This window comes from Campylobacter sp. IFREMER_LSEM_CL2101 (assembly GCF_025771825.1).
In the GTDB taxonomy this organism is placed as follows: Bacteria; Campylobacterota; Campylobacteria; order Campylobacterales; family Campylobacteraceae; genus Campylobacter_D; species Campylobacter_D lari_C.
On the sequence record NZ_JAKMQZ010000005.1, the window covers coordinates 112,415 to 127,811 of the forward strand.

At 28.8% G+C, this 15,397-nt stretch carries 10 protein-coding genes; 1 reads left to right on the forward strand and 9 read right to left on the reverse strand.

Going from position 1 to position 15,397, the window contains the following annotated elements:
- Window positions 1-2 precede the first annotated feature (2 nt).
- Window positions 3-377: a rhodanese-like domain-containing protein gene (locus tag L8V88_RS04715; protein ID WP_263727068.1), complete on the forward strand. Its 375-nt coding sequence runs from the start codon at window positions 3-5 to the stop codon at window positions 375-377.
- A 12-nt stretch (window positions 378-389) separates the two neighbouring features.
- On the opposite strand, the gene mog is transcribed toward L8V88_RS04715, so the two are convergent.
- The 9 genes from mog to L8V88_RS04760 form a co-directional block, all read right to left on the reverse strand.
- Entirely contained in the window at window positions 390-917 is a 528-nt protein-coding gene (gene mog, locus L8V88_RS04720) for a molybdopterin adenylyltransferase (RefSeq protein WP_263664703.1), read from the reverse strand.
- Window positions 918-919: 2 nt separating this feature from the next.
- A complete protein-coding gene (locus L8V88_RS04725; protein WP_263727070.1) occupies window positions 920-2,518 on the reverse strand; it encodes an AAA family ATPase in 1,599 nt (532 codons plus the stop codon).
- Window positions 2,508-3,764, reverse strand: coding sequence for a tRNA (N(6)-L-threonylcarbamoyladenosine(37)-C(2))-methylthiotransferase MtaB (gene mtaB, locus L8V88_RS04730; RefSeq protein ID WP_263727071.1), 1,257 nt, complete (start codon window positions 3,762-3,764; stop codon window positions 2,508-2,510). The genes L8V88_RS04725 and mtaB overlap by 11 nt, the downstream gene beginning before the upstream one ends.
- Entirely contained in the window at window positions 3,761-5,290 is a 1,530-nt protein-coding gene (locus L8V88_RS04735; RefSeq protein WP_318529682.1) for a mechanosensitive ion channel domain-containing protein, read from the reverse strand. Before L8V88_RS04735 ends, mtaB begins: the two co-directional genes overlap by 4 nt.
- Window positions 5,287-6,345: a 3-dehydroquinate synthase gene (gene aroB, locus L8V88_RS04740; RefSeq protein WP_263727073.1), complete on the reverse strand. Its 1,059-nt coding sequence runs from the start codon at window positions 6,343-6,345 to the stop codon at window positions 5,287-5,289. Before aroB ends, L8V88_RS04735 begins: the two co-directional genes overlap by 4 nt.
- Before the next feature lie 7 nt (window positions 6,346-6,352).
- Window positions 6,353-7,759: a COG3400 family protein gene (locus L8V88_RS04745; protein WP_263727075.1), complete on the reverse strand. Its 1,407-nt coding sequence runs from the start codon at window positions 7,757-7,759 to the stop codon at window positions 6,353-6,355.
- 66 nt (window positions 7,760-7,825) lie between these two features.
- Window positions 7,826-9,514: a ShlB/FhaC/HecB family hemolysin secretion/activation protein gene (locus tag L8V88_RS04750; RefSeq protein ID WP_263727077.1), complete on the reverse strand. Its 1,689-nt coding sequence runs from the start codon at window positions 9,512-9,514 to the stop codon at window positions 7,826-7,828.
- Window positions 9,515-9,518: 4 nt separating this feature from the next.
- Window positions 9,519-12,860 (reverse strand): filamentous hemagglutinin N-terminal domain-containing protein, encoded by a 3,342-nt coding sequence (locus L8V88_RS04755; RefSeq protein WP_263727079.1) that lies wholly within the window; start codon window positions 12,858-12,860, stop codon window positions 9,519-9,521.
- 15 nt (window positions 12,861-12,875) lie between these two features.
- Window positions 12,876-15,386, reverse strand: coding sequence for a hypothetical protein (locus L8V88_RS04760; RefSeq protein WP_263727080.1), 2,511 nt, complete (start codon window positions 15,384-15,386; stop codon window positions 12,876-12,878).
- Window positions 15,387-15,397: the final 11 nt, after the last annotated feature.

Here is a 15,397-nt window from a genome sequence, read left to right on the forward strand (position 1 = left end):
TTATGAAAAAAATATTTTTATCTTTAGCACTTTGTGCTAGTTTTGTTTTAGCAGAAGTGAAAAATATCGATATTAATGCGGATAATTTGGAAAATTATCAAGTAATTGATGTTAGAAAACCTAGCGAATGGGCACAAACTGGTACTATAAAAAATGCCATTAAAATTAGCTTTTACAATGAAGATGGCAGTGTAAATGAAAATTTCGTTGAGGAAATTAAAAAGATTTCAAGTAACAAACCTATCGCTATAGTTTGTAGAAGTGGCTCAAGAAGTGCTAAAGCTTCTGCTTTATTAGATCAAAATGGCATAGAAGTTACTAATTTAAAAGGTGGTATGAACGCACTTTTATCGCAAGGTTATAAAACCTCAAAGTAAGTCTAGTTAGACTTACTTTTTCTTTGGTCTAAATACAGAAATTACCTCTTCATTATTTTCAATATAAGCTCCACCTATTAAATCCACACAATAAGGAATAGCAGGAAATATAGGCTCAATGCACTCTCTTATAGCTTTTGGATTGCCCGGTAAGTTAATGATTAATGATTTTCCTTTTATACCCGCGCTTTGTCTTGAAAGTATAGCCGTTGGCACATATTCTAAGCTTTTTGCACGCATTAACTCCCCAAAACCTGGAAGCATTTTATCACACACCGCTTGCGTTGCTTCTGGTGTCACATCACGCAAAGCAGGCCCCGTACCTCCTGTAGTAAAAATCAAATCACATTTTACTTCATCAGCTAAATAAGCTAATTTTTCTATAATTAAATCATACTCATCAGGAATTAGCTCATAATAAAAACTTTTTTCATTTTTTATATAAGAATCTAAAATTTTTTCTATCTCTACTCCGGATTTATCTTCATAAACTCCGTTACTTGCTCTATCTGAAAGTACTAAAATTCCTATTTTTACCATTTTTACTCCATTATGATTTTTTCTACATCTTGTTTTTCTATTTTTTCATTTTCTAAAAGAATGCTAGCTAATCTCACTACTTTTTCTTTCATTAATTCTAAAAATTCTTTCACTTCTTGCTTTTGCTCTTGCAATAAACCCTCATTTGCCATAGCAAAAGTTTCCATGAAAGTAAGCAATTCTTTAACCTTTAAAAGATCACTTTGTGCATTAGTATAGCTTTCATTAAAAATAAGCTCCATAGCAACTGAGCCTGCTAGAAAAACTTTTATTTTATTTAATAATTCTGATTTTGATTTGATGGTATTTTCATACTCTTTAAATCTATCTTCGATTAGGGTAATTTTTTCAAATTTAACATCAAAATAAAAAGCACACAAAGCTTTAGCTGCTTGGTATGTGGCTTGAATTTTTCTTTCCTTATCACTTAGAGAGAAAATCTTTTTTTTACCCATTAAAACCTTATTAAGCACTGCAAAAAAATCATTTTCTTCTATTAAATCTGATTTTCTTCTTATAGCATTAATGGCCGCTTCATTAACTAAAGTCTCTAAAGCTGCTCCGCTAAAACCCACACTAGCTTTTGCGATTTTTTCTAAATCTACACTAGATTTTTTTTCTTTCATATAATTTTGTAAAATATGCATTCTATCTTTAAAATCAGGCAAAGATATAAAAATTCTTCTATCAAAACGCCCTGATCTTAACAGCGCATTATCCATAAGATCGATTTTATTTGTAGCAGCCATTACTATAACCCCGCTATTATCTTCAAATCCATCCATTTGAGTTAAAAGTTGGTTTAGGGTATTATCTCTTTCTACATTAGAAAAATCCCCCCTACTTTTACCAACTGCGTCAATTTCATCTATAAAAATGATACTTGGAGCTTTTGATTTAGCTTTTAAAAAAAGCTCTCTAACTCTTTTTGCACCCATACCTACATAAATTTCTACAAAACTAGCCCCACTTTGATAAAAAAATGGCACCCCAGCTTCACCTGCTACTGCTTTTGCTATCAAGGTTTTACCCACTCCAGGAGGGCCTACTAGTAAAACCCCTTTTGGCATTTTCACACCAAAATCTTTATATTTTTGAGGATTTTTTAAAAAATCAACGATTTCTAAAAGCTCTACCTTAGCCTCATCAACCCCTGCTACATCTTTAAATTTAACTTCACTTACTACATCTTGTATAGTGTTATTTTGTTCATTTTTTTCTAAAATATTTTTTTCTAAAGAAAGTAAATTTTGTCTATCTTTATTTTTTTTATTAAGAAAGAGTAAAAAGCTTATAAGAAAAGCAAGCAAAATAAAGATCAAAAAAAACTCACTTAAGTTATAATCTTTAGCATATTCTAAAGGAATTTTTTGCCACAAAGCATTTAAATCCACTACATCTTTAGCAATTAAAAAATTTCCTTCTTTACTTTTTAATAATATTTCATTATTTTCTACTATGGCTTTTTGGATTAAATTTTGTTCTAAAAGCTCTTCATAAGCAGCTTTACTAATATAATCAGGCTGATTTTTTATAAACGCAACTACTACAAAAACACAAAGTAATAAAAATGAAGCTAAGATAATCTTTTTATTTTTCATCCTCTAACCTTACATAGTTACAATCTTCTTTGCATTCATATTTTTCAATACTTATCCATTGTTTAGCAATATCTTCTTTGCTTACAATTTTGATTTTATTAAAAAATTGATCATAGCCTTCATAAAAACCATCTTTTTTACTCTCAACTAAAATTTCTAAAGTATTTTTTTGATTTTTTCTAAACTCATAATTATTTTGCGCAACTATATCTTTTAAAATATTTAATCTTTCTTTGGCTATTTCACCATTGATTCGCTCACTCATAGAAGCAGAATGCGTTCCATCGCGTGGTGAGAAAATAAAAGCATGGATATGCGTAAGTTTAAATTGCTTGAAATTTTCTAAAGCTTCTTGCCATATTAACTCACTTTCTCCAGGGTGTGCTACGATAAAGTCTGTCCCTAAAGCAAAACCTTTTTGACTTAACTCATTAAACAGTGCTAAATCATTTTGCGTATGCGATCTTCTACGCATAATGCGTAGCATTTTTTCATGAGTGTGCTGCAGGGCAATATGCAAATGTTTTTCAAGCCAAGGCTCATCTAAAATTTCTTTAAAACTCTCATCAATTTGAGCAGGCTCCAAACTCCCAAGTCTTACTCTTTTTATACCATTAACCTTGCCTATTTCTTGTAATAATTTTCCAAGTGTAGTTTTATCTTTTAAACCATAACTTCCTATATTAGTACCCGTTAAAACCACTTCACTATAGCCATTTTGAGCTAAAAGCTTAATTTGCTTTATTATTTCCTCACTTGGCATACTTCTTGATTTACCTCTAACACTTGGGATTATACAATAGCTACAAGCAAAGTCACATCCTTCTTGAATTTTTACAAAAGCTTTAGTGTGATTTTCATAATTACTTACGATTTTTGTATCGATAAAGCGTAAATTTCCAAGCTCATAAAAAGCTTTATCTTGCGAGATTAACTCATTAATTTTATCTTTATTAGAAGCTCCTAAAACTCCAAAAATTTCTTTTTTATTAAAAAAATCCTTTCCCTTGCTTACAGCACCACAGCCTGTAAGTATAACCTTAACTCCATTTTTCTTTACACCATTAATATAGCTTCTAAGCCCGCTATCAGCACCATTTGTAACCGTGCAAGAATTTATCACTATCACATCAGCTTCTTGCTCATTTTGTGTAACAATATGATCTTTAATATAAGTTTTTAATAATTGTGTATCATAAATATTAGTTCTACAACCAAAAGTTTTAAAATATACCTTTTTTTTCAAATATCTTCCTTATTTTCTATAAATTCGTGTTTTGCCATATATAAATTTTGCGATGGATAAGCTATTTTTATATCATCGTGTTTATTAAATTCATTGATAATCTCTTTACTTATATTACTTCTTAAAATCAAAGCCGCATAAGAATTTGTCATATACCAAGCAGAAATTCTCATGCCATAACCTTCTAAAAATGTAAAAAACCTAGGCTCTACTTTAGGATTTCTAATGCTGTATTCATTTCTTAATTTACTCATAGATTCTTTTGCTATTTTTGTATAACCTTTAGAAGCTTTTATAACGATTTCTTCTACTATTTCTAAGGCTTTTTGATGATTTGAATCAAAAGTTAAAGTAATATCAAGTCCATCCCAAACTGTCTTCATACCATGATGAGTATAATTTGATATGAGATTAGTAAATATAAAATTATTTGGTATGAAAATTATCCTACCACTTCTTCGATTATCTGTATAAGTTAGCAAAGAAATATCTTCATATAAGGTTATTCTTAAAAATGAAATGTCAATTATATCACCGATATAATGTGTATTGTTTTGAAAAACTCTAACTCTATCACCCACTCTAAAACTTCCACCAAAAACTATCACACACCAACCAAGCATAGACATAAACATATCTTTCATAGCAATAGCCAAACCAGCAGAAGCAAAACCAAGCACAGTCACTAAGTAACTAATATTTTCAATATACCCAAAAAGCAAAATCAAAATAATCACATTAATATTAATAAAATTAATGATTTTATTTGCTGTATAAAAGCGATCATTATCGCCTATATATTTTCTAGCTATGAATTTGAGTAAAAACGCTATGGCTACAACGATAATAATAGCCAAAACTATATTAAAAGCTCTTACACCTTGAATTTTAATAGAAGCTGTTGTTTTCTCAATTTCTTCTTGAATTTTTTTCTCATACACAGAATAAGAAATTTCTCCAAAACGCAGAGTTTGTGAAAAATCTCTTACCATTTGATTAGATATTTTTAAATGCTCATCATGTTCTTTACTTGGAGCTAATTTAGCTATCTCAGCAACCAAAACATTTTCTTTTATAAGCTCATCTAAAGTCTGCTTAAAACTATTCAAAAGATTAATGTATTCTTCTTTATCGCGTCTTAGTTTTTTTATGTGTGAGTATGCTGAAATGATAGCTAAAGGATTAGTTAGTTTATCTATTTTATCAACTTCTTCAGGAGCTAATACCATCTTGGAAAAATTTGCACTTTTATACTCACTTAAAAGCTCTAATCTTTCTTTTAAGATTAAAATTTGCCTTTCTATAATGCTTTTATTACGTTCATTAGCCTTTAAACTTTCTTTTTCTAAAGCTAAAATCTCATCTTGGGTTTTTTTATAAATATTAAAATTATTATATTTAATCACCCAAGTATTATAAGCTAAATTATTATGTAATTCATTGAGTTTTTGATCTAAATGTTCTATATCATCTTGTGCTAAAAGCATTATAAATGGTAAAAATAAAAGCAAAAAAATCTTTTTCATACAAACACCTCTAAAGTGCGTAAAATATCTTCTTTGCTTATATCATTTTTTATGCAAGCTTTTCCCAAACCACAAGCTAAAATGAAATTAATCTTTTGAAAATGTGTCTTTTTATCCAAGAAAAAGGCATTGTAAAACTCTTGTGTATTTGCAATTTTATAAGATATGGGTAATTTAAATTTCATAAGTAAATTTTGTACTCTTTGGCATTCTTGCTTACTTAATAATCCTAAATTTAATGCTAAAACATTTGCCATATTCATACCTATAGCCACAGCTTCACCATGTAAGTATTTTTTATACCCTGTTTGATTTTCTATAACATGAGCAAAAGTATGCCCATAGTTTAAAAGCATTCTTAAGCCACTTTCTTTTTCATCTTGTGAAACCACATTAGCTTTAAGTTCTATGCTTTTTTGAATGATTTGATCCAAGGTAATATCATCAAGTTTAGCATTTAAAAATTTATCCTCATCTAAATTTTCTAAAAAAGATAAAATTGCTTCATCAAAAACCACAGCCATTTTGATAAATTCAGCCATACCAGCAGCTAGTTCTCTTGAAGATAAGGTTTTTAAAAATTCACTCTCACAATACACCGCTTTTGGCTGATAAAAAGTGCCTATCAAGTTTTTACCAAATTTATTATTCACCCCGGTTTTACCACCCACGCTTGCATCCACGCAAGCTAGTAAAGTTGTAGGGATATTAATAAATTCTATCCCTCTTTGATATATACTTGCTACAAAACCACCCATATCAGAGATCACCCCGCCACCAAAGCTTATAAGCAAGCTTTTTCTATCTAACTTATAAGCACACATTTGATCTAAGATATATTCTATGGTTTGTAAATTTTTATACTCTTCACCATCTTTGATTTTTATAACAAAAAGTTCTTTAGCTTGAATTTTTTCCAAAAGTGTATCTAAATGTAATTTTGCTACTAATTCATTAGTTAAAATCACTACTTTAGTATCAAAATTTAACTTTTCTAGCTCATTTATATAGACATTATAACTTGTATTATTTTCTAAATTTACTTTAACTTGCATTGTTTTCTCACAGTGATGGTATAAATAATTGATAATTTTTATTCATCTTATAATATATCGTATTTAAATCCGTTTTTAAAATTTTATTGAAGTTACTACCTAAAATTTTTTCATTAAATGGTACAAAATGCAATATATTTTGTTTATAAGAAAATTTATTGATAGGATTGTGTTCTTTTTCTTCTATTAAAAGTAATTTTTCATCATGAAGTTTCGAAAGACTTTCAAAATACTGATGATATTCAAAAATTTCAGCTTTATTTAGTTTTAAAGCATAATAATACAAAGCAAGCCCTAGTTGAATTTGTTTATTTAAATCAAGCATAATAGAAGCAATACCTTCTACATCTTCAAAATTTGAGCTTAAAACCACCGATGATTTTAAGTCCGCAAAATCCCCTTTACCAGCTTTTAACACAGGAATTTTTAAAGTAAAAAGAAAACTTTTTTCTTTTTCAAAAAGATAATCCTCCACCACTAGCAAACCTATGCTAGTATTTTCCACAAAAGGCTTAATATTTTTTACATTTGTACTTTCATAGTCAAATATCACTTCAGTACTATTTTTATGCAAGGCTTTAAGTTTATAATACATAGGATTTAAAGTAGGATTAATCACTTTAAAATAAAGCTTTTTACTATTAATCCTTATATGCAAAAGCAAGCTTGCAAAAATAAGCTTTTCTATGGCAAACTCACTCATTTTTTTCATATCTATAATACAAAGTATATTATCCCCAAAAGGCGATGGAAAGCGTCCTAAACTTGTTTTAACATTAGTAAAAACACTTTGTAAAACTTTAGGATCACCTACAATTAAAATACTATCATTTGGCATTAAAATAAGCCCAGGTCTTGCTAAAATAAATTCATTATTTCTATAAACCATTACGATTTTAAAGCGTTTTTGACTAATAGAACTTATATGTCTGTAAGCAAAGCTTGATCCTGCAGGAATTCTAACCTCCATAATCTCACCTTGCCCAAGTCCTATAAATTGAGCAGTTGATGGCATATTATCCAAACAGCCTGTTAATCTCGTGCTTAAAGTATCATAGATATTAATCACTTCACAAAAATTATCATCAATTTGAGTATTCCATAAATCCATGATAACTATATTTAATCTTGGGTGTAATTTTCTTAAATTTTTATAGCAAGCTAGCATATCAGCTTCTTCTTGCATGTAAATGATAGCTTGATGGAATTTTTCTTTTAATAAATTTTCTAGCTTAATCAAACTCGTAGGATCAAACTTATAAAAAGAGATTTGTTCATTTTCTAAGCTTAAATCCACACTATCATCATTATAATAAACAACACTCAAAGACTCTTTGAAAGTTTTATTGCTATGAATTTTCTTTAAAAAATCTTTCGCATAAACTCCATCAGCTAATAATAAAATTTTATTCATTTACACCTCTAAAATATAAAGTATAATTATAGCAAAGTTATAGTTTATATTTTAAAGTTTTAAATCTCAAAAATACACCCCACCACTAAGATAAATTCTAGCTCTATGCTCTCCATCGTATTTGTATTTATGAGCAGCTCTAGCTCCATCTAGTTTTATATAATGTTTTCCAGGATTTAGATATAACAACTCAAGTCCTACCGCATCCATAAAATAATGATCATCTATATAATTATCGCTATTTTCATACCAAGAATATCCTATATCATAAAAAGGTGTAATATAAAATCCTGACAAAGGAGTTTCATATCTTATTCCGAAACTAGCTTTTATAGCATTATCCGCACTGCCCTCTCCTTCTAAATAAGCTCTTACCCCATAAGGACCACCTATAGAAGCAGTTTCGCTACTATCTAGTATCGATCCTCCTATAGATTTTTGATAACTAAAACTAAACAAATGAGTAAGTTTTTCGTGTAGATAATATTCATTATTAACATCTAGATTTATTTTTCCAAAATGACCCAATTCAGGTCCTGCTAAAGTTATACTACCTCCATCGTCATCTACATTTCCATAAAACACATTGAAAGTGTAGCTGAAGGAATTATTTGGAATTCCTCTATAAGTTCCTTGTGTTCCAACATTACCTACAACACTGTATTTTTTAAAACCCAAACTACCATCAAAATAGTAATCTTGCAGTTGTTTGTGTGTAATTCCAAAAATTAAATATGATGAAGCTTCATGTGTTAAAAACATAGGATAAGAAAAATTAACTCCTATATTTAAAGAAGTTCCATAAGCACCTAAACCTTCATATCTTTCTCCAGCAAGTATATAAGAACCTTTTGAGATAGTTGGAGAAATTTTTAAATCTCCTAAAAAAGTACTATAAGTTGCCCCAAAGTTAATTTGCTGCTCATCGCTATTTTGTAGATAAAAATTATAATTATCTCCTTGTTTAAAGAGATTATTAAAACTGGCACTTACCCCTGCATGATACCTTCCAGTTGATTTAGTTCCATAATTATCTGCATATAACAAAAAACTAGCTGGATCATCTTTTTCTATTTTCACAACAATATCACTTTGGCCATATTCAGTTCCAGATTGCAATGTTGCTGATGTTTTTATACCATACATCTCATTAATTCTAAAAATAGCATCTTCAAGCTTTTTGGTAGTTATAATTTTTCCTTTTAAGCTTTCATTTAACTTACTATTTATAGCATAAGATGAAATTAAAGATTCTTCATCTTTTATGATAAATTTCCCTAAAGTACCAAATGCAATATTCACCTGAACTACCTGATTACTCAAATCTTGTGGTGGTATATAAGCAACAGTTGATGGATAACCACTAACTTGACACATATAAGAAATGATATTTGTGATATCTTTTAAATTTTGAAGATTAAGTTCTTGTTTTTTATAACCTTCTAGAACTTGTAAAATATCTGCTTTATTGATTTTTAATTTTTCAAAAGTCTCACCTTCGTTATCTATATGCAAAATAAAATCTTTAATATAACTAACATTTTCTTGAGATTGACTTTGTGGTTTTATTTCTTTTTCTTGTTTATACTCTATAGCTTGATCTTTGTTTTTTAAACTATTGCTTAAATTTTTAACTTGAGGATTAGATGAATGAGGAGATAATTCTATCATTTTTCTAACTTTTGTTTCATCAGATTCAGCCCATAATAAAGTTTGGGCTGTGATTAAACTTATAAAAAATATCTTTTTATTCATGCTCTTATCTCTTTCTTGTAATACACACATTCATAGTTTTAGATTCATCGCTTACTATACAACGAATTCCACCCGCATCTGCACTAGCTTCGCCTATTTCTGCTTCTTCTTTTTCTTCTTTTTCTTCATCTTCAAAATAAGCAATTTTTACTAAGTTATGATCAGGTTTTGGAATATTAGGTTTAACTTCTGGTTCAGTTGGATCTTCACCTCCTCCTCCTTTTCCAGGCTCATTAAATGTTGGTAATAATCCTTTAATAGGTAAATTAACACTACCTAAAATTTCATATGAGCCGTTATATCCATTATATCCTCCAACTTCTTTAATGTCATTTTTAACAAAAACATTGCTTTTTAAATTATCATAAGAACCCATTAAGTTAGAGTATAGTTGATCAAGTGCTTTAATATCAGCTAAGATAGAATCATAAGTTGATTGTAAATTATCTGTTATACCTTGTTCATTAAGTTTATTATAATCATTAATTTTTCGTATCAAAGCAGCTAAGGCAGCTTGATAAGCGCTATAAGCATCATTAAAATTACCTTGAGCATTTTTTACTTCTTCTTCTTTTTTTTGTTTTATAGTCTCTTTGTTTGTATAAACTTCATAGGCTGCTTTAAATTTTTTATAAGATTCTAAACTATCATCTTTCCAAAGATTAAAGAATTCATCCCCTATAGCACCATTAGCAAAAAATGTATTTAAAAAATCAACACTTTGATCAATTTCATTGTTTTCATTTCCGCCTACAATTTCCCATTTGCCTGTTTTAGTATTATAGGTATAATGTCCATTCATAATATCATCTAAAATATACTGAAGCATAGCAGGATCAAAATCGTTTTTTTCTATAGAAGGAGAAATTAAATCAGGAATATCTGGTGTAGTAATTTTTTCACTATAATAAGTATAATATCCTTTGTCATTATATTCTAAACCAGAATTTTTTAGTGCATTATAAATACCTGAAGATATTTTATCCCTATTGCTAGATTCATACAATTCAAATTTTCTATCACTTTTAAAAAATCGATAATAATCCCAATAATCTCCATAAAAACCTGTATTATTAATTTGATGAGGCAGACGTTTCTCATAATAAGCATTTACATTATGAATATTAGCAAAGTTTGATTCATTCAACCATCCAGCAAATATACCTCTAGCCCACTCTCCATTTTGATTAGCTACATTAATAGTAACATCATTTCTATATTGAAGATAGATATTATTCATAGAAAAATTGTTACCAAATTTACCCCCTTGTTGGCCCTCATTTTGCCCTCTAACACCACCTAAAAAACCACCAGCATAATTTGGCATATAAAATATACATTGTCCAAAAGAGCCATTTACACAACCGCCATCTGCTCTAATACTCATAACATCGTTAAAATTTAAATAAATATTATTAAATTTCGCGTCAAATATTTTTTTATCCACGCCATTTAATGCAATATCGTTATAAATCATACCAACAAACCCACCTGCTCCAGAATGTGCTGGATACTGATAATGAGCTTCTTTTAAAATTGCCTCTATATCTCCTATATTATTTAAAACTATATTTTCAAAAAATAAACCTTCGCCACTTAAACCACCTACAAAACCACCAGCAGCAGCAGCTATATTCCAATTATTTCCAATTACGGGTTTTTCAAAATCATACCCAGCATAAATACCATAACCATAATCATTTTTATTTTGATGATTGTTTATTGGCTTAGAAAATCCTATCCTATTCAATGTAATATTATTAAACGACGAGTTATCTTTAGCAAAGCCCGCAAATCCTCCAGCAAAAATATAAGCTGCTGTTTCATATGCACGTGCATGAATTTTCCCGAAATTATTAAGTAAAATATTATCAAAATACGCACCATCAACAAGTCCTGCAAATCCACCAACGTATATATTGTTTTCCTTTGAACTGGTTCCAGCTGGAGTTAATATTATACCTTGTATATTATCCATTGTAATATTTTTAAAAGAAGAGCCTTCTTTAGCCCATCCTACAAAACCTCCAGCATAAAGTTTTCCGCCATCATCATATTTATTATCCGTAAACTCAAGCAGTTCAAAATTTTTTAAATGGATATTGTCAAATTCTGCATAAGATGCTTGTCCAACAAAACCTCCACCTATATTAGTTGTACCAGAAAAACTTAAGCCATCAACATTCAAGTTATATATCTTAGCTTTTTGCCCATTTTTACCTTCTACTTTTCCAAATAATCCCGTATTCCATCCAGTAGAGCTATCTTGAGCTTTTATTTTAATATTTTTTAAAGTATAACCACCACCATCAAAAACTCCACTAAAGGCATATTTATTTGCACCCACTGGATCTATAAGAGAAAACCCTGTAAAGTCAATATCACTGATCAATCTTATAGTAGTAAGTCCATCCTTAAAAATATCCTCTGTCAATTCATTATCGTTCCATCCATCTGCAAAAAGCTTCCACTCATTTGCATTTTTACCATGGTCTAAAGTATTATTATCATTATACCATCCGCCTATAGTAACAGCTTTTGTAAAATCCACACTATTTTTACCATCATAAGAAGCTTTAAAAATGGTTCCAAAATTTCCAAATTCATATTTATCTGCCTCAAAACTAGTCATATCTCTTTGTAGATATCCTTCTTTGATAGCTGTTCCTTTTAAGCTATTTTTATCTACTTTAATGGTGTTTCCATCACTTTCTTTACCAACATTTACATAAACATAATTTCCAACCAAATGAGCTTCTTTAGCATTTTTTAAACCATCTTGACCTCTTATCTTACCACCAACACCTATCTCAACCTTATTACCTATTAAAAGTATATTATCTGCATTAATAGTTCCAAGATTAATTATATTTCCTTTTTTGTTTACATCAAATACCGGGGAGAATTTTGAGCCTTGTAATAAAAATTTATTAACCTGCCCATCATTTAATGGAGTAGTAGAAGCTACAAATTTATTTGCAGTAACACTACCTCCTTTTTCTATCACTACACCCATAGGATTAATTAAATAAATATTATTAGTCCCACCATTTAAAGAACCAAAAATTTTAGATGCATCTTTTTGATAAGCTATGTTTAGATAATTTTGACCACTAGTGGTAAATTTTACACTTTCACCCTTGCCTATATTAAATCCACCACCCCATTGGATAACATGATTACCGTTTTCTGTTTTTCCGGTAATACTCATATTATTACCATTAGTAATAATGCTACCACTAGTTCCATGAGTAAATTTGCCTCCACTAGGTAAAGCCATTAGTGGAGAAAATATTAAAGATGATGCTATAGTAGAAAGAAATATTTTTTTTCCAACTTGTTTCATGTTTTAACTCCTTATTTAATTAAATTTCACATAAATAGTTTTTAGATCTTTAGAAGCTTCTAAACTAAATTTAACTTCATTAAAACCTTTTAAGTTTTTTATTTGTTTATAATATATGTCTTTTACATTAGAGGACATTTTACTTAGATATTTATTGAGTCTATATTCACTTAAGCTTTTACCAACTTCATCTACAAAGCCTTTATCGCTTTGTACTAGCTTAAATGTTTTGTTTTTTAGTGTCAAATTATCTTTTGCTAGAACTTTAAAAATTCCGGATAAAGTAAGATTTAAAGGTTCGTTGCTAATATGTAATATCGCTTGATTTGCTTGAGTGTTTTTAGATATTACAAAAGTAAAATCTTCAAAATTATTTACCATTTCAGTGCCAACATAAGCAACGTCTAATATTAGATGATTATTTTTAGATAAATTTTCTAAATGTGGGGCTATATGATTATAAACTTTTTTTCCAACATGCTCATGTAGTATTGTACCGCTAATACAGTTCATACTATCATTTTCATAAGTAAGAAAATTACCACCTAAATATAAAGTATTATCGTAAGATTTACTTTCCTTATATTCATCTTTAAAAACTGCAGATACTGCAATAAACACAGCATTTTTATTTTTATACTCATCTATGTTAATATTAGAAATTTCTACTATATTGTGATGGGTGTTTTTAGATACACCACCTATTAAATGTAAATACCCTTCTCTTTTATCCGAAGAAGTTCCAAATGTAGCATTTTCTAGTATGACTTTATTATACGAACTTTCATTAGTAGCTCCAATGACAACAGCACTTTCTTTAGCAGCTGAAGAATAATCTTTTAAATATATATAGTTACCACTTGCTTTTTCATCTGCTCTTATAACTATTTTTGAGCCTCTATCTAAAGAACTATTTTCAGAAAGACTTTGCACTAAATCATAAGTTATCTTATTATCATTAACTTCTTTTGCCTCGATTAAAAAGCTTAAATTTTTTGATGATTTAATTTCCTTTAGTGAGATTTTATTTCCATTTGCTTGTTCAGGTGTATAAACATGATCTTGTATAGTGACTTTTTTGGTTATAAAGCCATATAAAGGAAGAGAAATTAAAGAATTTTCAATATTAATACTATTATCATTAGCATTACCACTTAAGGTTCTAGCTGCATACACCACAAGTTCATCTTTATAGTTTTGCGGAACCAATTCTTCATTAAGATTATTTTTTATACTAATAATATTACCATTTGCTCCTTTTGTTGCATAACCACCATATAATCTAAAATAATTTTTTCCTGAAAAATTATCACTAATTTTAAATGGATTTTTAAAGTCAAATTCTACATGATTTTCATTTGCTTGACCATTACTAGCAAAACCTCCATAAAAATTCATAGAAGCTTGCACTTTAGAATTTTTATTTAATTCTCCTATAGTATTAAGATTTCTTACATAAATTTTATTTTTAAGAGCATTTCCTTTTACAGATTTTCCTCCAAAAAACTCTCCAAATAAAACAGCATCATAAAAACTAGGGTTTTTTGTTTTATCCACTTCCAAATCTAGATTAATATTATTAATTATAAGTTTATTATTAATAGCATTAAAATTTTCACTTGTACTTACATTAGCCAATCCACCATAAGCTTCAATAGTGCTAGATGCAAAATATTCATTCTTTTTTCCATGCACTATAAAATCAACCCCATTAAAAACAATTGAGTTATTTTTTACATCACCATCTGTAGCAAATCCGCCAAAAAGATGAGGTATCCTACGATCATAAAGTTGCGCACCATCATAATTTGTAATATATTGAGTGTTATATAAACCTATCCTAGAACCTTTTTCAAAACTCAATTTATTTGAATCTACCATGCCATTTAGAGCAATAGAACCTGCTACATAAGGAGCACCATTTAATGCAAATGTTTCAGTATTTTCTACACCCATATTAATATAAGAATTTTTAACTATAAGTGAGTTATTTACAGCATTAGCATAATTTACAAAAGCAGGGCTAACTATAAATCTATAAGCATCTTCAACACCTTTTGGAAATTCTTTATTTACATTTTTAGGTTTTATATAATACACTGATGATAATTCACCATTTTCCAAAATAAGCTGACTATTTTTAACATTTTTTTTCAGATTTAAACCTGTTACAATAAAGGGAATGTAAAAAATATTAGAACGCGTATTCATAAAAGCCATAGTGTTTAACACACTAACAATATCTTCATCTTTAATATCTGGAGTTAATATACCAAAATTATTATATATTAATCTTGCTCCGTCAATGTCTTTTTGACTATTTTTAATTCCATAATAATTCTTTCCATTAAGTTTGATAAAAACATCTTTTGAATAATCATATAAATTTTGATTTTCAAAAGAATGATTTTTTATAATATAAGCTGACGATGATTTTTCATACAAAGCTTGCGTAGTAGCAAATGATAAATCCGGTGTTATTGCAAACAATAAAGCAACACACAAACTGCTATGTATTTTTTTCAAACTTTCTCCTT

Excerpts from the sequence above, each read along its gene's own strand:
- L8V88_RS04745 (WP_263727075.1), bottom strand. The coding sequence starts at position 7,759 with ATGAATAAAATTTTATTATTAGCTGATGGAGTTTATGCGAAAGATTTT.
- mog (WP_263664703.1), bottom strand. The coding sequence starts at position 917 with ATGGTAAAAATAGGAATTTTAGTACTTTCAGATAGAGCAAGTAACGGA.
- L8V88_RS04735 (WP_318529682.1), bottom strand. The coding sequence starts at position 5,290 with ATGAAAAAGATTTTTTTGCTTTTATTTTTACCATTTATAATGCTTTTA.
- aroB (WP_263727073.1), bottom strand. The coding sequence starts at position 6,345 with ATGCAAGTTAAAGTAAATTTAGAAAATAATACAAGTTATAATGTCTAT.
- L8V88_RS04715 (WP_263727068.1), top strand. The coding sequence starts at position 3 with ATGAAAAAAATATTTTTATCTTTAGCACTTTGTGCTAGTTTTGTTTTA.
- L8V88_RS04755 (WP_263727079.1), bottom strand. The coding sequence starts at position 12,860 with ATGAAACAAGTTGGAAAAAAAATATTTCTTTCTACTATAGCATCATCT.
- L8V88_RS04725 (WP_263727070.1), bottom strand. The coding sequence starts at position 2,518 with ATGAAAAATAAAAAGATTATCTTAGCTTCATTTTTATTACTTTGTGTT.
- L8V88_RS04750 (WP_263727077.1), bottom strand. The coding sequence starts at position 9,514 with ATGAATAAAAAGATATTTTTTATAAGTTTAATCACAGCCCAAACTTTA.